Origin of the sequence: Achromobacter sp. 413638, assembly GCF_043119405.1 — a bacterium.
Classification (GTDB): Bacteria; Pseudomonadota; Gammaproteobacteria; order Burkholderiales; family Burkholderiaceae_B; genus Achromobacter.
Genome location: NZ_JBICCO010000015.1, coordinates 18,227 through 37,469 on the forward strand (window position 1 = coordinate 18,227; position 19,243 = coordinate 37,469).

Annotated in this window: 22 protein-coding genes; 7 read left to right on the forward strand and 15 right to left on the reverse strand. The window is 69.2% G+C overall.

The genetic code is table 11. The annotated features are described in order from the left end of the window. The first annotated feature begins 1 nt into the window (after window position 1). The 3 genes from ACEU5R_RS08665 to ACEU5R_RS08675 all read left to right on the forward strand — a co-directional run bounded on the left by ACEU5R_RS08665 (window position 2) and on the right by ACEU5R_RS08675 (window position 1,886). Complete coding sequence (locus ACEU5R_RS08665; protein WP_392409848.1) at window positions 2–910, forward strand: GntR family transcriptional regulator; 909 nt, start codon at window positions 2–4, stop codon at window positions 908–910. Window positions 911–1,028: 118 nt separating this feature from the next. Beyond that, window positions 1,029–1,475 (forward strand): hypothetical protein, encoded by a 447-nt coding sequence (locus ACEU5R_RS08670; RefSeq protein WP_103274441.1) that lies wholly within the window; start codon window positions 1,029–1,031, stop codon window positions 1,473–1,475. 12 nt (window positions 1,476–1,487) lie between these two features. Further along, a complete protein-coding gene (locus ACEU5R_RS08675; RefSeq protein WP_392409850.1) occupies window positions 1,488–1,886 on the forward strand; it encodes a GFA family protein in 399 nt (132 codons plus the stop codon). Window positions 1,887–1,956: 70 nt separating this feature from the next. On the opposite strand, the gene ACEU5R_RS08680 is transcribed toward ACEU5R_RS08675, so the two are convergent. The 3 genes from ACEU5R_RS08680 to ACEU5R_RS08690 all read right to left on the reverse strand — a co-directional run bounded on the left by ACEU5R_RS08680 (window position 1,957) and on the right by ACEU5R_RS08690 (window position 5,365). Beyond that, window positions 1,957–3,408, reverse strand: coding sequence for a YdgA family protein (locus ACEU5R_RS08680; protein WP_392409851.1), 1,452 nt, complete (start codon window positions 3,406–3,408; stop codon window positions 1,957–1,959). Between the two features lie 60 nt (window positions 3,409–3,468). Next, a complete protein-coding gene (locus ACEU5R_RS08685; protein WP_392409890.1) occupies window positions 3,469–4,404 on the reverse strand; it encodes an LD-carboxypeptidase in 936 nt (311 codons plus the stop codon). A gap of 214 nt (window positions 4,405–4,618) precedes the next feature. Beyond that, window positions 4,619–5,365: an RNA pseudouridine synthase gene (locus ACEU5R_RS08690; protein ID WP_392409853.1), complete on the reverse strand. Its 747-nt coding sequence runs from the start codon at window positions 5,363–5,365 to the stop codon at window positions 4,619–4,621. Window positions 5,366–5,686: 321 nt separating this feature from the next. On the opposite strand from ACEU5R_RS08690, the gene soxR reads away from it, so the two are divergent. After that, a complete protein-coding gene (gene soxR, locus ACEU5R_RS08695) occupies window positions 5,687–6,148 on the forward strand; it encodes a redox-sensitive transcriptional activator SoxR (protein WP_392409854.1) in 462 nt (153 codons plus the stop codon). A 35-nt stretch (window positions 6,149–6,183) separates the two neighbouring features. On the opposite strand, the gene ACEU5R_RS08700 is transcribed toward soxR, so the two are convergent. Further along, window positions 6,184–7,233, reverse strand: coding sequence for a DNA-binding protein (locus ACEU5R_RS08700; protein WP_392409855.1), 1,050 nt, complete (start codon window positions 7,231–7,233; stop codon window positions 6,184–6,186). Window positions 7,234–7,420: 187 nt separating this feature from the next. Here ACEU5R_RS08700 and ACEU5R_RS08705 point away from each other — a divergent pair, with 187 nt between their 5' ends. From ACEU5R_RS08705 to ACEU5R_RS08715, 3 genes are all read left to right on the forward strand, one after another. Then, window positions 7,421–8,539, forward strand: coding sequence for a site-specific integrase (locus tag ACEU5R_RS08705; RefSeq protein ID WP_392409856.1), 1,119 nt, complete (start codon window positions 7,421–7,423; stop codon window positions 8,537–8,539). A gap of 108 nt (window positions 8,540–8,647) precedes the next feature. Beyond that, complete coding sequence (locus tag ACEU5R_RS08710; RefSeq protein ID WP_392409857.1) at window positions 8,648–10,219, forward strand: diguanylate cyclase; 1,572 nt, start codon at window positions 8,648–8,650, stop codon at window positions 10,217–10,219. Between the two features lie 192 nt (window positions 10,220–10,411). Next, the gene (locus ACEU5R_RS08715) at window positions 10,412–12,178 is read left to right on the forward strand and encodes a diguanylate cyclase (RefSeq protein WP_392409858.1); all 1,767 of its coding nucleotides are present in this window, start codon (window positions 10,412–10,414) and stop codon (window positions 12,176–12,178) included. Window positions 12,179–12,256: 78 nt separating this feature from the next. On the opposite strand, the gene ACEU5R_RS08720 is transcribed toward ACEU5R_RS08715, so the two are convergent. From ACEU5R_RS08720 to ACEU5R_RS08770, 11 genes are all read right to left on the reverse strand, one after another. Continuing rightward, window positions 12,257–12,406 carry a hypothetical protein gene (locus ACEU5R_RS08720; protein WP_392409859.1) on the reverse strand — a complete coding sequence of 50 codons (150 nt, stop codon included), beginning with the start codon at window positions 12,404–12,406 and terminating at the stop codon, window positions 12,257–12,259. Between the two features lie 232 nt (window positions 12,407–12,638). Further along, the gene (locus ACEU5R_RS08725) at window positions 12,639–13,082 is read right to left on the reverse strand and encodes a type II secretion system protein N (RefSeq protein WP_158658428.1); all 444 of its coding nucleotides are present in this window, start codon (window positions 13,080–13,082) and stop codon (window positions 12,639–12,641) included. A gap of 70 nt (window positions 13,083–13,152) precedes the next feature. Further along, window positions 13,153–13,740, reverse strand: coding sequence for a type II secretion system protein J (locus ACEU5R_RS08730; protein ID WP_392409860.1), 588 nt, complete (start codon window positions 13,738–13,740; stop codon window positions 13,153–13,155). Window positions 13,741–13,744: 4 nt separating this feature from the next. Continuing rightward, complete coding sequence (gene gspI / locus ACEU5R_RS08735) at window positions 13,745–14,131, reverse strand: type II secretion system minor pseudopilin GspI (RefSeq protein ID WP_103274453.1); 387 nt, start codon at window positions 14,129–14,131, stop codon at window positions 13,745–13,747. Beyond that, window positions 14,118–14,609 carry a GspH/FimT family pseudopilin gene (locus ACEU5R_RS08740; RefSeq protein ID WP_392409861.1) on the reverse strand — a complete coding sequence of 164 codons (492 nt, stop codon included), beginning with the start codon at window positions 14,607–14,609 and terminating at the stop codon, window positions 14,118–14,120. The genes gspI and ACEU5R_RS08740 overlap by 14 nt, the downstream gene beginning before the upstream one ends. A 142-nt stretch (window positions 14,610–14,751) precedes the next feature. Next, window positions 14,752–15,366, reverse strand: coding sequence for an RNA polymerase sigma factor (locus ACEU5R_RS08745; RefSeq protein ID WP_392409862.1), 615 nt, complete (start codon window positions 15,364–15,366; stop codon window positions 14,752–14,754). A gap of 4 nt (window positions 15,367–15,370) precedes the next feature. Next, complete coding sequence (locus tag ACEU5R_RS08750; protein ID WP_392409863.1) at window positions 15,371–15,997, reverse strand: transposase; 627 nt, start codon at window positions 15,995–15,997, stop codon at window positions 15,371–15,373. Between the two features lie 88 nt (window positions 15,998–16,085). Then, on the reverse strand, window positions 16,086–16,673 hold the full coding sequence (locus ACEU5R_RS08755; RefSeq protein WP_158658430.1) for a transposase: 588 nt from the start codon (window positions 16,671–16,673) through the stop codon (window positions 16,086–16,088). Between the two features lie 152 nt (window positions 16,674–16,825). Next, window positions 16,826–17,812 carry a FecR family protein gene (locus tag ACEU5R_RS08760; RefSeq protein WP_392409865.1) on the reverse strand — a complete coding sequence of 329 codons (987 nt, stop codon included), beginning with the start codon at window positions 17,810–17,812 and terminating at the stop codon, window positions 16,826–16,828. Window positions 17,813–17,923: 111 nt separating this feature from the next. Beyond that, window positions 17,924–18,439 carry an RNA polymerase sigma factor gene (locus ACEU5R_RS08765; RefSeq protein WP_103274459.1) on the reverse strand — a complete coding sequence of 172 codons (516 nt, stop codon included), beginning with the start codon at window positions 18,437–18,439 and terminating at the stop codon, window positions 17,924–17,926. 17 nt (window positions 18,440–18,456) lie between these two features. Continuing rightward, window positions 18,457–19,164, reverse strand: coding sequence for a TonB C-terminal domain-containing protein (locus ACEU5R_RS08770; protein ID WP_233772435.1), 708 nt, complete (start codon window positions 19,162–19,164; stop codon window positions 18,457–18,459). Window positions 19,165–19,243 lie beyond the last annotated feature (79 nt).

Sequence of the window (19,243 nt, forward strand, 5' to 3'; positions counted from 1 at the left end):
CATGGCGCCCGCCCAGGCCGATGCCGGCCCCGTACTAGACCGCTCAGGCGACGTGCCGCTGCACGCCCAGATGGCCGCGCAGCTGCGCGGCGCGATCCTCGATGGCCGCGCGCCGGCCGGCACCGCCCTGCCCAGCGAGGCGGCGCTGTGCGAACGCTACGGCGTGGCCCGCAGCGTGGTGCGGCAGGCGCTGGCCTCGCTGGCGGCCGAGGGCCTGATCCGGCGCGAGACGGGACGCCCGGCCGTGGTCGCGGTGCCGCAGCAGCATCGCCGGCTGGTGCAGCGTTCCACCGGCTTTCATCAGCAGCTGGCGCAGAGCGGCGTGGCGCTGGAGACCCGCGTGCTGGGCCTGGAGCCGGCCGACGCGCCCGCCGAGGTCGCCGCGTTCTTCGGCGCCGGCCAACTGCTGCGCCTGGAACGCCTGCGCCATGTCGGCGGCACGCCGCTGGCCTATGTGCGCACCTGGCTGCCCGCCGCCCGGCTGCCCGGGCTGAGCGCGGCGCAGCTGGAAAATGCGTCGCTGCACGCCGTGCTGCAACAGCGCTACGGCCTGCAGCCGCACAGCGGCCGCAACCGCATCCGCGCCGTGGCGGCCGACCGGGTCCAGGCCGGTTTGCTCGACGCCAAGCCTGGCAGCCCGTTGCTGATGCTGGAAGGCCAGGGCCTGGACCAGCACGGCCGCCCCATGGAATGGTTCACCACCTGGCATCGCGGCGACCAGCTGGTGTTCGACGTGGACGTCAACGACACCCACGAAAGCGTGCAGCCGCGCCTGCGCGACGAGCCGGTCGTGCCGGAGTCCGGACAGTCCGCCGCCGCGTCCGGCGACGCGGAAGATCCGCTGGCGCGGGCGCAGGCGCTGGTGCAGGCGTTGTCCGCCGAACTGGAACGCCTGCGAGCGGCCCGCTGAGGGGGAAATCCCCGGCGCGTCCCGCGCCAAGTCGTGGATAATCCATCCAGCGCGGCGCGGTGTCGCCATGTCCGGCCCACCGCCAGTCGCGCCCTGCCCTCGCCTGGAGAACCTTCCGATGATGCGCCGTTCCGCCGCGATGTCCGCCCTGTGCCTGCTGGTCCTGTCCTCGTCCGCGCTGGCCGGCTCGGCGCCCGCCGAGCTGTCCTGTGTTTCCGAGAGCGGCAAGGTCACGATCAAAGGCCAGATCCCATCGCCTTCGTCCGAGGAAATGGCGCTGACGCTGGACTACATGAAGACCCGGCTGACGTTCAATTCCAACAAGACGTCCGGCCATGTCGTCGAGAATTTCCCGGTGGGCGTGTTCACGCTGGTGATTCCCAGTGAGCCCGTGGCGCTGACGCTGTATGCGCTGCCCGCGTCCATCACGGTCAAGATGCAGCCCAACGGCGACATGGCGGGCAAGTTCCAGGCCAAGCTGCTGGGGCCGCGTCCCGGCGCGCGCGCCGAGGGCGACTTGCCGTTGAAGGCGAACATGAGCTGCGACTACCGCTATAGCCTGTAAGGGGGGCGGGACATGGATGGTCATTCGGATATCCGCCATGGCGGCTGCCTGTGCGGCGCGATCCGCTTCGAGGCCGTTGGGCAGCCGGGCAATCCCCATGCCTGTTCCTGCGAGTCCTGCCGCCGCCACACCGGCGCGCCCAGCGTCGGCTGGGTGGAGTATCCCAGCTCGATGCTGCGCTGGACCGGCCCGGGCGGCGCGCCGGCCGTCTATCGTTCATCGGACTATTCCAGCCGCGCCTTCTGCCCGCATTGCGGCAGTTCGCTGGGCGCGATCGACGATGCGCCGACGGTGGCCTTGTTGATCGGTGCTTTCGACGAGCACCGGGATCCCGCATTGCGGCCCGACGGCCATTCCTTCGAGGATGGGCGGCCGGCGTGGTGGCCGGATGTCGCGGGACCGGCGGACTGAGTCCGGCCGTGTCCGGTTCCCGTATGTGTCAGCCAAGCGCCTGGTCTTATTCAGCCGACGGCGCAAGCGCCTAGTTCCTGGCGGCTCCATTGCCAGCCGTGAACCATCGCAGGAACTGGTCAAGCGGCATCCTTGTCCCGTTGACGTCGACTTCGTCCATCGTGATGGACAAGGTCGATCGGACCGTATCGTTCTCGATCTTCAGCAGGCCCATGGCAGCCCATTTCCCGGCAGCCTCCGCGACCACGGGCCGCACCCGTGCAAGCGCCTGCTCGGCAGGCACGCCCATGAGTCTTGCCCAGAAGACCAGCAGATCCACCGTGCCGGCCTGGGACAGCTCGATTTCGGCGTTCAGCTTGCGTATCCGCGCCAAGCCCGCGGAACCACGGGAGGCCGCCGCCTGCTTGCGCAGCTCCATATCCAGGTTGACGTTCAAGGCCCCGGCTACAGCACCCAGCTGCAACGGCGCCAGGGAGACCTGGGCGCTGCCCATCAGGATCTGATCGATGCTGGTGATCAGTTCCTCGAGATCATCTGACGAGAATGGCGGAATGTTCCCCTGCACGACACCTTGCCATGTGCGAATGATTACCAGGAAATTGATGAAATCGAGCGCGGACAGCGCGTCGGAATCCAGATGCTTCAGGTCCAGGGCGAGCCTTGCCGTGGCGACGTCCTTTTCCCAGCCGTTGATCATGCCGACGTCCAACGCGGTCTTGAGCGCCAGGCCAGAGTCGGCCTCGATGAGATCGAGCGCCAACGAGGTTGGCTGGACGATGATCGGCGGCAAGGAGGCGTGCCGTATCGTCAGCGTCTGGAACGACAGCTTCCGGTCGGACAGGGGGACATCGTTCTTGCCGGGCCTGCCGCGAAAGGCGAAGGCGCCTCCCTGCAACGCCATGCCGGTCAAGCCAGTCGTTGTCGGCGCATGGTCCAGCGTCAAACTGTCAAGCCGACCCGAGAACTCGCTGGCTCCGGCCTCGCGGTCCAACCTCCAGAGCAGGTTCATTCCAGAGAACGACAGCTTGGCTCCATCCCTGACAAACGCCATCGGGGCCAGTTCATACGTGCCTTCGAGCTGCTTTCCATAGCTGACGCGGGACGTGCCCGTCAAAGGCGTTACGCCCTGGGTCGCGGCGAACCATGCGTTGACATGCGACGTTGCTTGAAGCTCGAGCCGGGTCGCCACCATGGCCGGCCTGAAGTCGCCGGCGGCCAGCCTTCGGAACGGAAAGGGGCCGTGGTCGGCATGTTCCACGATGTCGATCTCCCGGGTTTCAGCGCCGGGTATCGAAAGCGTCAGGCGAGAGCGGGCCGTGGATGTAAACACGCCGCGTTCGAATGAAATCAACTCGGTGACGATCGAGTAGCCCGTGCTTTCGCCGAGCGCCTTCGCTTGCGCATTGTCCTGTTCCAGCGATTCCCGGAGAAAGGCTTCGGCCATCTTCCCCGAGTACCAGGCCGCGCCCGTCCATGCCGCGCCCAGCGCCAGGACACCCCCCGCAATCACCGCCTTCTTCATGACACCCTTACGGTTCAAATATCAATGAAATGATCGTGCATGGGCAAAGGCGCCCGTGGCTCAACGCGTGACCGCCTGCTCCAGCCGCAGGCCCTGCCGCGTCGCGTCCAACGTGACCCGCGCGCCCAGCGGCAGCGTCAGGTTCGGATCGCCGTGGCCACTGGGCCAGCCGGCCAGCACGGGAATGCCCAGCGGGCCGAAGCGCTCGCGCAGCAGGGGATGGAACGCGTACTGGAACTGCGCATCGTCGCGCGCGCCTGAGCGTGTGAAACTGCCCGCCAGCACGCCCTTGATCGATTCGAACTTGCCCGCCGCCGCCAGCTGCGACAGCATGCGGTCGACGCGCGGCACGGCTTCGTTGACGTCCTCGATGAACAGGATGGCGTCGCGCGTGTCGATCTCGTGGCGCGAGCCCTGCATGGCGCAGATCAGCGCCAGGTTGCCGCCCGCCAGCCGGCCGGTGGCTGTGCCGGGCATCAGCGTCGTCGGCAAGGCATAGTCCGGCGCGCCGATCCAGGCGCCCTGCCCCATCCGGCCGCCGACCATGGCGTAGAGGGCGGACTCGGTGGGTTCCTCGCGCCCGTTCAGCAGATCCTGCGCCAGCATCGGGCCATGGAAGGTCACGAAGCCCGCATGGCGCTGGATGGCCAGATGCAGCGCCGTGATGTCGCTGTAGCCAATGAAGGGCTTGGCGTGGCGGCGCAGCAGTTCGTAGTCCAGCAGGTCCAGCAGGCGCCAGGAGCCGAAACCGCCCTGCAGGCACCAGACGGCATCGATATCGGCGGAAGTGAAGGCCGCGTGCAGGTCGGCCGCGCGCTCCGCGTCCGTGCCGGCCAGATAGTCGAAAGGCGTGTCCAGGCGGCTGCGGGCGGCCGGCATGATGCGCGGTTGATAGCCGCGCGACAGCAGCCAGTCGGCGGCATCGTCCGCGGCGTTCGGCGCGGCCGACGCGGGCGCGACGATGGCCACGCGGCCGCCGGGCCGCAGCGGCGGCACGGGCGCGCCCTGCGCGGGCATGGCCGCTTGCGCGCCGCCGGACGAGCGCGGCGCGACGGTGCGCCGGGTCGCGCAGCCGCCCAGGGTCAGCGCGGCCAGTCCGAGCATGCCGGCCTGTTTGAGAAAACCTCGGCGCGCTGGCGGGATGGAATCGTGCGGCATCGGTCGGGCGTGCTCCTTGAGTATGTCGGCTGCTCGGCGGATCGCGTCGGCCTCAGAAGCGCTCGTAGTCCAGGCGCGCGCGCCATTGGCCGGCGGGCAGCCCGGCGAGCGGCAGGCGGCCGATGCGGATGCGGCGCAAGGCCCGCAGTTCCAGCCCGGCGGCGTCGCAGGCGTACTCGATGAAGCCCGGCGCGGGCGTCTTGAGCGCGAAACGCAGCCGGGTTTCGTTCTGCCAGCTGACCTGCATCGGCGAGGCCGGCCGGCCGTCGTAAGGCAGGCCCCGGCGCAGCCAGGCGAGTCCTTCCGCGTCCAGGCTGCCGCTGACCTCGGCAATGTATTCCTGTTCGACCAGGCGGGCTTCTTCCTGCAGCTTGCGCGCCACCGGATATTCCTGCGTGTAGACCACCAGGCCACTGGCGGCGCGCTCCAGCGGCGTCACCAATCGCAATCCGGCCAGCAGGCGCTTGAGGTAGCGCTGCGGCGAGCGGTCGCCCTCCATGCGGTTGGCGGGCACGATCAGGTCGCGGGCCGAGCCCGGTTCGTCGTTGGCATACACGCCCACGGGTTTGTGGACCAGGATGGTCACCGGCCGCAGCGTCTCCAGGCGCGCGCCGGGCAACAGGCTGACGGTCTGGCTCGCGCCGACCCGGAAACCGGGCTCCTCGACCACCTGCCCGTCCACCGCGATCCAGCCGCCTTCGATATAGCGTTCGGCGTCGGCGCGCGAGCACGATTGCTGGACCGCGACGCGCTTGGCCAGGCGTTCAGTGCCATCCGCCATCTTGTGGTCGGCGCTCATCGCTGCGGCCTCGCCGTTGGGAAATCAATGGAATGGGCGCTCAGGCGCGTGGCGGCCGGCGCGAAGCCGTGCACGGTGAACGAGGCGCAGGTGGGCCGGAGGTCGGCGGGCGAAGGCATCATGGTTTAAGACTGACTGCTGAAAGACGGGCGCGCGGATCGCGGCAAGGGCTGGCGCGGCGGCCAGGGGCGCTTGCGGCTTGCGCGGCTGCAAGTGCCGGATGTTACGCCTTTTCCCGTCGCCGGATGGCTGCCGGGGGGAGGTTTGCCAAAGCCCGTCCGACGGGCTATAAGACCTCAGCTTAACTTCAGGTCAATTCATATGGCAAAGGTCGTGGCGATCGACTACACGCGCTCGTTGTCCGTCGGCGAAGTGGCCAGGCGCAGCGGCGTGGCCGTGTCGACGATCCACTTCTACGAGTCCAAGGGCCTGATCAAGGCGACCCGCAGCGAAGGCAACCAACGGCGCTTTTCCGGCATCGTGCTGCGCTACATCGCCATCATCAAGGTCGCGCAGCGCACTGGCATACCCCTGGACGAGATCCGCGCCGCGCTGGGCGAGCTGCCGCCAGACAGCAAACTGACGGCGGCGCAGTGGAAAAGCCTGTCGGCGCGTTGGCGCCAGACGCTGGATGAACGCATCAAGCGGCTGACCCGCCTGCGCGATGAACTGGACAACTGCATCGGCTGCGGCTGCTTGTCGCTGCAGGACTGTCCGCTGCGCAATCCGAACGACGCGCTGGCCGCCGAAGGGCCGGGGCCACGCATTCTTGAGCGGCCTTGAGCGTTCCAGCTCTGGTACTTGTCCGCCCCCCTGACTCAGTCGCTCCCCTGCCCCGTCGTCGCGTCTGAAGCGGCCGGCGCCGGTGTGGTCAGCATCATCAGATGGCGGGTCAAAGCAGCCAGCTGCTCGTCCTGCGCTCGAATCCGTGCCTGCAGCGCCGTTGCCTGAGTCTCGGCTGCGCTGCGCAGCTGTTCCAGGCTGGCTTCCCGCTCCTTCGCGTTCCCGGCCGCCTGCTCCGCCGCCGAGCGCGCCGAGACCAGCTCCGCCTCCAACCGAGTCAACCGTGCCGCCTGCTCGGCAAACCGGGCCTGGGCCTCGCGTTCCGCCTTCCGCAGGCGTTCGCCGGCGCGCGCCAGTTCGGTCTCCAGCGCGGCCGCCTTGCGTTGGCCTTCGGCGACGGCCTCGTCCAGCTTGGACTGCAGGCGCTTGGCGGCGCTGCGTTCCGCGTCCAGTTCGTTGAGCCAGCGGCGTTCATGCGCGGCGTGGCGGGATTCGAGCGCGGATTGGGCCTGCGCATGCGCGTCGCGGGCTTGTTCCGCCTGCGCCTGCAGCGCCTGTTCCGCCGCACGGGACTCGGCCAGCTGGGCCTGCGCGGCGTCCCACTGGGCATCACGCTGGCGCAACTGCGCCTCGGCCGCGCGCAGGCGCGACTCGGCCGCTTCGAGCTGTGTGCCGGCCACGGCCAGGCTCAGCCGCATGTCGTCTTCCCGCGCCGCCAGCGCCAGGGCATGCTGGCGCAGGCGTTCGGCTTCGTCGGCATTGGCCTGCCGCTGCGCCGCCAGTTCGGCTTGCGCGTCGCGCTGGGCGGCGGTCTGTTCCGCGCGCGCCAGCTCCAGCGCGGCGTCCCATAGACGCGCCGCCGCCTGCGCGACCGGATCGGGCACGGCTTCCTGGCTGGCGAAGGCGCGAGGATCGCGGATGCGTGCGCCCAGCGCCTTGAACCAGGTCTCCAGATAGGGGCTGACGGTGTTGGGCGAGCCCCGGCCGATCTTCTGCCGCACTCTTTCGATGGTGGGGCGCGCGCCTTCCAGCAGCAGCGCGTCCGCCGCCGTCCAGACGTCTGATTCCGTGATTCCGGTGGCCATAGTGATCTCGTTCGGTGTTTTTGCCTTGCGCAGGGCTGGAATTACTCACGATAATGGAAGCTTATCGTGAGTAATCTGGTAGTTATGTTAGATATCAAACACAATACATATTAAATAACACATAAGCAAGATTTTGGGCCGATTCCCGGCCGGAAATCGCCTTGCACACACGAAATCACCTCGTTCCATGCAACTGAAGCCCTTGCCCGCCCTGCCCCTGCTCGACCCCGCCGTTCTGGACCGCAGCGCGGACGAGGCCGCGCGCGCCCTGATGCGGGAAGGCAGTTCGGCCAATACGGCGGCCAGCTACCGCGCCGCGATGCGTTACTGGGCGGCCTGGTTCGAACTGCGCTACGGCCGGCGCTTCGCCCTGCCCTTGCCCGAGACCGCTGTCGTGCAATTCGTCGTGGACCACGCCCGCCGCCAGACCGAACAAGGTCTGACCAGCGAAATGCCGGCCGCGCTGGACCAGGAACTCGTCCGCCTGAAGGTCAAGGGACGCCTGGGGCCGCCGGGCCTGAACACGGTGCTGCAACGCGTATCGGTCCTGTCCAAGGCGCATGACACGCTGGGGCTGCCGAACCCGTGCCGCGCGCAGGGGCTGCGCGATCTGCTCGCCCGCACCCGCCGCGCGCATGCCCGGCGCGGCGCGGCGCCCGCGCGCAAGCCGGCCCTGACGCGCGAGCCGCTGCAGGCGCTGTTGGATACCTGCGACGATTCGCTGCGCGGACTGCGCGACCGGGCGCTACTGCTGTTCGCCTGGGCCAGCGGCGGTCGGCGCCGCTCCGAAGTCGTGCGCGCCACCGTCGAGAACACGCCGCGCGGCGAGGACGGTTTTCTTTATCTGCTGCGCCACTCCAAGACCAACCAGGCGGGCGCCGCCCGGGCCGAGGACGCCAAGCCGATCGTGGGAGCGGCGGCGCGGGCCCTGCAGGCCTGGCTGGATGCCAGCGGCATCGCGCAAGGCCCGCTGTTCCGCCGGATCCGGCGCGGCGATGTGCTGGGCGAGCCACTGGCCGCCGCCGCCGTGCGCGATATCGTGCGCCAGCGCTGCGAGCTGGCGGGCCTGGACGAAAGCTATTCCGCGCACAGCCTGCGCTCGGGCTTCATCACCGAGGCCGGTCGCCAGCAAGTGCCATTGGGCGATGCCATGGCCATGACGGGCCACGCCAGCGTGGCCACGGCCATGGGCTACTACCGCGCCGGCGCGGCGGCGACCCTGAAGGCCGCCCGCCTGTTCGATCTGGCGGCAACGGAGCAGCCGGCCGCCCCGCGGGACGCCGGCGATGCCGGCGCCGCCCGATAGCGCAACGACCTGGAGGGCGCCGGCCCGCTCCTGATTACAATCTCGCTCGTAATCCCCCCTCTCTCTACAAGCTGACCCGTCACGTGGCCGCCGCGCCCGCACCAAGCCATGTCCGCCACGTTCTCGATGCGTATCCATCTGCGCGGGCTGGTGCTCGCCCTTACCGTCTTCAGCGCCATTGCCGCAACCGCCAACGCCCTGTACGCGAGCTACTGCGTGCAACGCGACCAGCTCATCGCCAACACGCTTGAGTCCAACCGCGTCTATGCCGCCAAGCTGGCCGAGAGCGCGGCCAACTTCCTGAAGGGCGCGCAGCAGCAACTGCGCTACAGCGCCCAGCACGTGGCCGACGCCTTGGACTCGCCCACCGCGCTCGAGGCCGAGGCGAGCCGGGTGCAGGAACAGAGCGACAGCTTCAATTCCGTGGGCATCGTCGGCGCGGACGGCGTCATCCTGGCGGCCTCGCGAAACTTTCGCGGCTTTCTCGGCGCGCGCGTCGACAGCCCGGGCAGCCGGGCCGCGCTCCAGGCGCGCCAGGCGCTGATCAGCCCGCCCTATGTGTCGATCGCCGGCAATCTGCTGATCACGCTGTCGCACCCGATCTACTCCCGCGATGGCCGCTATCGTGGCTATATCGCGGGTTCGATCCACCTGCGCAACGAGAGCGCCCTGCAGGAACTGCTGGGCCGCCACCATTACCAGGATGGCTCCTATCTGTACGTGGTGGACCGGGACGGCAAGCTGATCTACCACGTCGATCCCAGCCGCTTGGGCGAGGATGTCTCGCACAATCCCGTGGTCGCCGCCGTCAAGCAAGGCGAGTCAGGCGCACGCCGCCTGCTGAACACCAAGGACGTCGACATGCTGGCGGGCTACGCGGTGGTGACGAGCAGCGGCTGGGGCATCATCGCCCAGCGCCCCACCGCCGTCACGCTGGAACCGATCCAGGAGCTGATCTGGGCCCTGCTCGGCTATGCCGCGCCCCTGGCGATCGCTTTCCTGCTGGCGATCTGGTGGTGCGCTCGCATGATCTCGCTGCCGCTCGCGCAGCTGGCGACCAATGTGGAACATCATGATGTGGCCGTCGCCATGCAACGCGTCCGGTCGGTGAAAGCCTGGTACTTCGAGGCCGAGCGCCTGAAGCATGCCGTCATTTGGAGCTTCACCAGCCTGCAGGAGAAGATCGGCAAGCTCAACCTGGCCAGCATCACCGATCCCCTCACCGGCCTGCGCAACCGGCGCGGCATGCAGGACGCCGTCGAGCAAATGCGCGCCTCGGCCATCCGCTATGGCGTGATCGCGCTGGACATCGACCACTTCAAGAACGTCAACGATACGCATGGCCATTCGACCGGCGACGAGGTGATCCGGCACATGGCGCAGATCATGCGCGAATGCTCGCGCCCCGCCGACGTGCTGTGCCGCAACGGCGGCGAGGAATTCCTGATGCTGCTGCCCGGCGCGGGCCTGAAGGAAGCCGGCCTGGTGGCCGAGCGGCTGCGCAAGCGGGTCGAAGCCTGTCCAATGCCCGGCATCGGCGGCATCACCGTGTCGGCTGGCGTGGCCTGTTGGCAGGATTTCGGCGCGGAGCCGGCGCAGGCCTTCGCCGAGGCCGACGCAGCCCTCTACGCCGCCAAGCAAGGCGGCCGCAACCGGGTCGTGCTGCAAGGCCAGGCCTGAGCGCCGCATGGGCGCGCATCGATGCGCGAAGGCGCAACAATCTGATGAAAATCCGAGTTCTGTTGAAACTTAAAGATTTATTCTGATATAGCGTTTCAAAATTGCGACGGCTTGCGCGCGCTTGGCGCTCCTGCTGCAGCAATTCAAGTATTCTGCGCGGCACAGACATTGTTTTAGGGCCGGTTTTTCCGTATGTTGCGCAGTGCCTACGCCCTCAAATCCTTGGAGCGGTATTTCCTGATACTGGCCACGGGCGTGGTCTTGCCGGTATCCGTGCTCACCGGCATCGTGGTCCAGCAGAACTGGCGCGCCTACGCCTCGACCGCCGCCGCCTCCACCGCCTTCACCGCCGTGCGTTGCACGTTGCAGACCATGGAGCTGGTCTCGGCCGAGCGCGGCCCGATGAACGCCGCGCTGGGCGAGAACCTGCCGGTGCCGCCCGCCCTCCTCGCCTCGCTGCGGGATGCCCGCGAACGCAGCGATGCCAAGCTGGCCGAGTTGCTGGCCCTGTACCGCGCGCCGCTGAGCCCGCACGGCGCCAAGGAATTCTCCAACATTCAGCGCATCCGCCAGGCCCTGGCGATCGCGCGCGCGAACGCCGACCTCGCCATCGACGCGCCGCGAGGCGCCAGGTCTGGCCAGAACGTGTGGTCCGTGGTCGACGGCATGGTGGATGTGGTGCCTGAATTGCGCACCGGCATGGTCGAAAGCATCGGCATCGTGATGCGCAACCAATCCGACGCCTCGGACATGATGGCGCTGGCCATCCTGGCCGGCGAGCTGCGCGAACAGGCCGGCCTGCTCGGTTCGACATTCACTCCCGCGCTGAGCCGGCGCCGGGCATTGAACGATGCGGACCAGCTGAAGATCGAACGCGTGCTCGGCCGCATCGAGGAGTTGCAGACCCTGATCGACGCGCGCATTTCCAGCATTCCGGAATTGCGCGGCACCATTGCCTACATGGACATGAAGCACCTGTACATGGGCGATGGCATCGCCTATATCGAGCGGCTGCGCGAACTCGCCTCGCGCGGTCCGGCGGGCGCCGGGTTGACGACGCGCGAAGTGGCCGACGCCTACGTGCCCCTGATGCGCTCGATCACGCAATTCCGCGACTTCATGCTGGACCGGGTGGAGCAGCGCATCGCCGCTCAGCGCGCCTCCTCGGTCCGCGTGCTACTGGCCACGCTGGCCGCCGCCGCGATGCTGGCCGCTGCTCTGCTGCTGTCGCTGAGCCAGTTCCGCAAGCGCGTCATCCGACCGTTCGTGCAGGCGACGCGCATCATCGGCGCTATCGCGGACGGCGGTCCCGTCCCCGCCATTCCACTGGACCGCTACCGGGGCGAGATCAACGGGATGTTCAGCGCCCTGAGCGTCCTGAAGGACACCGCCGCCAGCAAGTCGCGGCTGGAGTCGGAGCGCGACCGCCTGATACTGGATCTGGCGACCATGGCCGAGACGGATTTCCTGACCGGCCTGCTCAATCGCCGCGCATTTGAACGACGCTTCGAAGAGACGCGCGAGCGCTGGCGCGGCGCCGACCCGGTGCTGGCCTTCATCCTGTTCGACATCGATCATTTCAAGTCCATCAACGACACCTACGGTCATGCCGCTGGCGACGAGGCGCTCAAGGTCGTCGCCGCGCTGTCCGCGCGCAACTTCCGCCACGCCGATGTGGTGGCGCGAGTCGGTGGCGAGGAATTCGCGGTCCTGTGCCACACCAGCCAACCGGGGCAGGCGCTGGAAATGGCCGAGCGGATGCGGCAGGGCATTGCCCAGGCTAGCGTGACCAGCTGCGACGGCCGCCGCTTCGGCATGACCGCCAGTTTCGGCGTGTCGTATGTGGAATGGGGAAGCGGCGCGGAACACGCCGAAACGCTGTTCCGCCGCGCCGACGAACTGCTCTACCAGGCCAAGATGAGCGGACGCAACCGCGTGCTGCTGGACCGGGCGGACTGAAAGGCGCGGCGAGCCGGAAAAGACGACGGCCGCCGCCGGTGAGAACCGGCGGCGGCCGTGATGGGCCAGGAGGCGGGTTTAGTTGGCGTCGCGCTGGCCGTCGGAACGTTCCGAGCTCTGGGTTTCAGCCGAAGCCGGAGCGGCCTCTGTGTGCTGGCCCGTGTCGGGCGCCTTCCAGTTGAGCGGTGCGACTTCGAATTGCCATTTGTCGCCGAGCTTGCGAAACATGAATGCTCTCCTATTCAAGGCAGTGGCCTTCCCGCCAAGACACAATGCGCAGGGTGTCGGGCGGGCCGGATGCGTGCTGCTGCGGGGGGAGCATCGGACGGCCGCGCCATGGAGATGAGCTGCGATCAACATGACTTGCGCACGAACAGCGCGCAACGCCAAATGAATGCAACATGTTGTATTTTAAAGCATTATTGCCATAAAAAGCAAGCATTTTGGCGACTGAATGGCTTTATTGGCGCGCCGCCGCCGTTAGTCCGCCGCTGGCGCTGTCCTGCAGTGCGGGCATGGGCAGGCGGATGCGCTCGCCCGATTGCTCCACGATCAGCGCCTGCGCCTCGATGTCCGCCAGACGCGCCGTGCCGGTCAGCGCATCGCCGATCGCATAGGCCTGCGGCGGGCCGCCGTTGACCGAGAGCACCGCCGCGCCACGGCCGGCGCCGGACAGCGCGCCCGCAACCCTCACATCCAGCCGCGCGGCGCCGGGCGCCAGCCACGCGGCGGCCTGTTCCGCGCCGCTTGGCGGCACCCCGGCGCGGGCGGCGGGCGTGGCGGCCTGGGGCAAGGGCTCCATCAGCGCCCACCCCCACCACGCCAGGCCCGCGAGCGCGGCGGCCATCAGGCACAGACTGGCGGCGCGGGCGGCGGACAAGGAAGGCATTCTGATTTCACGCATGGGCATATGACTCCTGGGCCGCGTGGCCAGGTGGCACGCGCGAAAATTGCGGTTGCATTGATCTGCCGCATTAGTGCAGCGCGTACACGCGGCGATAGCGTTGCAGCTCGCCCGGCGGGCCGCGCGCGATGATCAATTCCAGCCCGGTCGCGGCGGGCGCGTCGCCGGTTGGAAACGCGCCCCACCCCCTGCCTGGCACCCAGACGCGGACGTTGAACTCCTGCACCTCGTCCAGCACGGTTTCGCCCGGACCTGGCGGCGCCAGCGGATAGCGCTCTCCAGAGGGACCGGCCGCGCGCAACAACTTGCGGCCATCGCGCTCCCACAGCACGCGCTGCCAGCCCGCCGCCGGCCCGGCCATGCTGCGCATCAACTCCACGCTGCGCAGGTCGGACTGCGCGGCGCGCAGCCGGATCGCTACGCCGCCGAAGTCCTGGCCGGCGGCCTGCATGGGGCTGGCCCGCAACGCGACGTCGCGCTCGAACTGGTCGAACACGCGCTGCAACGCCGTGATCTCGTCGCTGCGCGCGTCCAGCTTGCGGCTGGTCAGCGAGACGCTGTCGATCGCCCGCCATGACAGCAGGCTGATGATGGCCATGATCATGATGGCCACGATCACCTCGATCAGCGAGAAACCGCTCTGCCGGCGCCGGTCCATGGGCCTATCTCTGATTGTCCAGCGCCGCGCTGAGCGTGGCCAGCCGGGGGCCCGCCTGCCGGTCGCGGAACACTTCCACGGTCGCCAGGCGGGATCCTCGCACCACGTCGGTCAGGCGCGTTTCGCATACCAGCGCCAATCCGCCCTGCGGACAGGGCGCGCGATCCCGGCTCACCGTGGCCACGGGCGGCGCCAGCTGCAGCTCAACCAGCCGGTTCTGCGCCGACATGAGCGCCAGCGCGCGGTCGCGCAGCACGCCATTGTTGGTGGTGAGCATGCCGGTCGTGCGCATCACGGCGGCCAGCGCCACGCTGACGATGGCCAGCGCGATCAGGATTTCCAGCAGCGTGAATCCCCGCTGCCCGCCGGCCCCCGCGCTACTGGACCACATAGCGTCCGCCGCCGGTGCGCCGCAAGACCACTTCGGCCGCGCCGTTGGAGAGTTTCAGCTGCCAGGGCTCGCCGAACCATTCGCCATCCAGCGTCACCGGCCTGGCGGGCGTCACGCGCACCTCGCCCGATTGCCAGCGCTGCGGGCGCAGCGTGGCGTCGCGTTCGAAGGCGTCCAGCCGCGTCATGTCCAGCGTCGGCGCGGCATCGTCCAGCGCCCAGGTGCCGCGCGTGTAACGGTAGCCGGACAGATCCGCCTGCCAGGCGATGGGCCGGCCGTCGGCGCGCGCTTCCTGCTGCGCGGTCTGCATGCGCAGCGCCAGCTGCTGAGCGTCGTCGCGCAGCCTGCGGGCCGGATCGGAACGGATGGACAGGCCCAGGGCCGCCGTGGCGATGCCGACGATGACCACCACCACCATGACCTCGACCAGCGTGAATCCCTGCTGGCCTGCTGTGTCGCGCGGAGGATTCCTGGGCATGGCGGATGGGCTCGAACGGGGGCTGGACGGTGACGGGGCGGCCACGCCGGCTGCGCGCGGCGGGCGGGTGACGAAAATCGTAGCGACCCCATATGAAGGATTTGCGTCCGCGGCGACAGATTCGCTTGCGCGCGCGGCCGTTTCACTGCGCGCGCGGCGGCGTCGGACAGGCCAGCCTGTGCGCATACCCCGCCATGTGCCGGCCCGCATCGCGCAGGTGCCGCTGCACGATGCGCGGCGACAGGCCGTAGCGCGAGGCCGCCGCGCTTTGCGGCAGCCCTTCGATGCGCACGTCGATGTACACGGCGCGCTGCTGCCTGGGCAGCGTGTCCACTTCCCGAAGGAAGTCGCGCAATGAGGAACGCGCCTGCGCGATCTGCTGCGGGCCGGGCGCGCCGTCCTCGACCTCGTCCGGTTCGAGCTCGGGACCGCCCGCGCGCCGCAACTGCTCGGCGCGCAGGCGGTCGATGGCGATGTTGCAGGCCATGCGGAACAGGTAGGCGCCGGGGTTGACGACGCCCGCCGCGCCACCCGGCTCCGGCGCCGGCCCATCCGCCAGGCGCAGCCAGGCGTCGTGCAAGCTGTCGGAAGCCAGGTCTTCGCAGCCCAGGCGGGCGCGCAGGCGGCCGATCAGCCGAGCGTAATTGGCGACCAGGAAATCGCTCAGACAGGCCCGGACATCGCCGGACGCGGATGGGCGGCGGGCGGGCGTGACCGTCATGCCGATGCTGTCCGTCGGACGGGAGTGCGATGCCACGGCGTCAACGCGCGCCGGCCAGGCCCGCGTTCGCCGCGTAGCCCGCAACGCCTCGCGCAAGCGGGCGCTGTCCGGTGCCGGCCGGACTCCTGGCTGCCCGCTTGCGCACTGCCCAGCTCGGCGGCGTCAGCAAGCCGTCGTCCAGCGCCTGGTGCAGCACCTGCACGATCTCCGGGCGCCGGCCGATCAGGTCCAGCTCCCGGTCCAGGTCGGCCTCCTCGTCGGCGCCCAGCCCCTGCGTCAGGCCGGCGAACCAACGGAACAGCAGGTTGTAGGCGATCTGCTCCAGGAAGTAGCGGCGGCTGCCCACCGGATACAGCAGTTGCAGGATGAAGGCGCGGCACAGCACCGCCGCGTCGGTGCGCAGCGCCAGCTGCGCGACGGCCCGCTCCAGCATGGCGGCATGGCCGCGCAGCACGTCGTCCACGTGCTCGCGCAGGCCCACCAGGGGATGCCTGGGCGGCACGAAGCGGGTGAGCTGGACCTGCCCCATCCAGGCCTCGTGCGACACCACCCACACCCAGGGCGAGCCATAGCGCGACACCGACACCGGAACGCGGCGGGCGCTATCCAGCACTTTGGACAGTTTGCGGTCCAGTTCCAACATACCCACGGTGACGATGGCTGACACGGCGATCTCCTTGCAGGGGGCCGGCAGGGGCCGGCATTGCGGTCTTTCTCTAAGACGATTCCTAGAAGAAAAACCCGCCAAATCCGTCTCAACCGCCCCGCACGCTGCGGGCCCGCCACTCCCTCAACAAAGCCTGGTTCAGCGGTATGCCGGTAGCCTGCGCGATCGGCGCCACCGGCGCGCCGAGCAGCAGTTCCTCCAGGATGGCCACAAGCTCGGCGCTGGCCAGCACGCGCTCCAGCGAATATCCAAATTCCTGCGGCGTCCAGATCTGCTGGTCCAGGGACAGGCCGACGAACCAGCGGAACAGCAGGTTGCAGGAGATCTGCTCATGCAGCGCGGCCTCGGTTTCCAGTCCGTACAGCAGCTGCACCGCCAGCGCCCGCAGCAGCGGCTGCGCCTCGATGCGCAGCATGGCCCGCAGCGCCGCCGCGTGCAGGCGCGGCTGGCGCTCGCGCATCGCCATGTCCAGATGCTGGCGCACGGCGGCCAGCGGATGGCCGGCCGGATTGAAGTCGATGCGGCGCGTATTGCGGGTCCAGACTTCGTGCGAGACGATCCAGACCCAGGGCGAGCCATAGCGGTGCACCGACACGGGATGCTCCCAGGCGGAATCCACCACGGCCGACAGGTTTTCCTTCAGCTCTCGTATGCCTATGTTCGGTTTGCGCGACACTGCTGCTCTCTCCATCGCGCAGCCGCGGCCCGCGCCTGCCTGGCGCTCTGCTACCGGGTCTGCATGGATAGGACGAGTTTCGCGGCGCAAAACCGACATGGCGCAGGCAGGTCCGCGCGGCTGGCCCATGAGCCGGCGCGCGGGGCGCCCGCTCAGCTGAGCAGGACGACGTTGCCGGGCAGCCGCGTGGCGGTCAGGCCAAAGGCGCGCTCGATCTGCACCAGCACCTTCTCCATGTCGCGGATCTCGAAGCGGCCGCTCATGGCGCTGGCGCCGCGCTTGCCGTCCAGCAGCACCACGTGGCCGCGCCGGTAGCGGTTGATCTCGGCCACCACGGCCGGCAGCGGCGTCTGGCGGAACACCAGCGCGCCCTGCCGCCAGGCCGAGGTCTCATCGGGGTCTATCGTCTGGATCGCGCCCACCTGCTCGCGGTCGTAGCTGACCTGCTGGCGCGGCGCCAGGACCAGCTCGCCGCCCGCGTGCGACAGCGCGACCTCGCCGCTGACGCAGGTCAGGCAGACGCTGCTGCCGGTGCGACGCAGCTCGAACTTCGCCTGGCTGGCGCTGGCCTTGCCGGCGCCGGCCAGCACCGTGACCTTGCGGTCGGGCGCCAGCGCCTCGAAGGCCGCTTCGCCCGTGATCAGCTCCATGCCCAGCGCGCCCGCTACATCCGGCCGCAGGGCGATGCTGGTCTGCGTGTTCATGTCGACCTGCACCTGCCGGTCCAGGCCGAACTGGCGGCGCCCGCCGGTGTCGGTGCGGTAGTCTGCGTCCCACTCATCGAACGAGCGCCACAGACCGAACGGCGGCGCCACCACCGCGGCGATGGCGGCGGCGGCCGTGCCGCCCAGCGCCGTCCCCAGGAACGCGCGGCGGCCCCAGGCGCGGGCAGCCGGGCGCGCGTGGGACGCCCGCGCCGTCTGCCGCTGCAACTGTTGCGCGGCGGGTCCCACCTGGTTCCAGAACCGCCGTTCCAGCGCGAAGGCGGCGGCATGCGCCTCGCTGGCCGCGCACCACAGCTTCAAGGCCTCGGCGTCATGCAGCGTGGCCTGGCCGGAGGCCAGCAGCCTTATCCAGGCACGGGCCTGGCGCTCGATGTCCGCCTGTCTGCGTCGGGCGTCGCGGGATGCACTCTTCATGACGATTCTCTCTGTACGGCGATGCCGGCATGGAGCGGCGGCGCGCCGTTATTCCCCTTGCTACCCCTATGACGGTTCTCGCAGCCGGAATCCGCCTTGGGGATGCGTTTTTTATGGTGACAATAAATTACGGACGCGCGTCGCGCAGTGCTCGTGCGCGCTGCGCAATTCGCGCTCCACGGTGCGCAACGACACGCCCATGCGCGTCGCCACCTCGGCCTGCGGCAGTCCTTCCAGCCGCACGGCCAACAGCACCCCGCGCTGACGCTCGGACAGCTCGCCCATGACCCGCACCAGCGTGTCCAGTTCCTCGCGGCCTTGCGCCGTCTGCGCCGGACCGGGCGCGGGGTCGGGCAAGGCGAGCAAGGCCTCGGCCTCGCTGGAGGTGAGCCGGCGGTTTTCGGCGCGCTGCTGGTCCACCGCCACATTGACCGCCATCCGCAGCAGGTACGCGCCCGGGCTGTCGACCGGCCCCAGTTCGTCCTTGCCTTCGAGCCGCAACCAGGTGTCCTGCAAGGCGTCACTGGCCATGTCGGCGCAGCCCAGGCGCCGCGTCAGGCGCGCCTTGAGATCGTCGTAGCGCTGCAGCATGAAATCGCGCAGTACGGCCAGGCTGGAAGGCATCATGGATCCGGGTCAGGCGCTCAGCGGATGACGCAGGCGCGGTCGTGGTCGGCCGACTGCGGCACGATCAGCATCACGAAAGGCTGCGCCAGGCCCTCGGGCGGCGCCTTGCCCAGGGCGATGCCGTTCAGCGCCTGCGTGATCGCCTCGTCGCGGTCCGCGTCGCCGCTGGAATCCAGCAGATGGGCGTCCCGCACCCGTCCCTGCTCCGACACGCCAAAGCTCACCGCCGCCCGGAAACTGCCCACGGCCAGCGCCGGCAGGCCGCAGAGCGCATCGCGCACGCCGGCCTGGATCAGGCCGTAGTAACTGCGATAGAACGACCCGGTGGGATTTGCCGGCCGCCGCGCGACGGCCGGCGCGGCCGGCTCGGGCTGCAGCACCACGGCGTTCGTCGCGGTGTACTCGGCGACCAGGCCAGAACCTTCGATCAGCATGCGCAAGGCAGCCTCCGGCGTATGGATTCCCTTCACGGCGGCCGAACGCCGCCCCACGGTCAACGCTGCGCGATACACCACCGATCCGCCCGTCACATTGCTGTACTGTTCCAGCGCGGCCTGCAGCGGCTGGGCGGGAATGTCGAAGGCGAAAATGGGCCGAGGCTCGGGCGGCGCCTCCGCGGCCAGCGCGCGCCAGCAACAGGCCGCCAGCAACAGCAGCGCCGGCCAGCGGCGCGCGCGCCATAGCGTGCGCGTGCAGCGGGCCGCCTTCGAACGCCAAAAAAACATACCCCCCCACGCCGCACGCACGCGGTGCGCTTGCTGCCCCCAAGGACGGAGCGCCACGCGCCTGCCGCGCAAGCGCCCC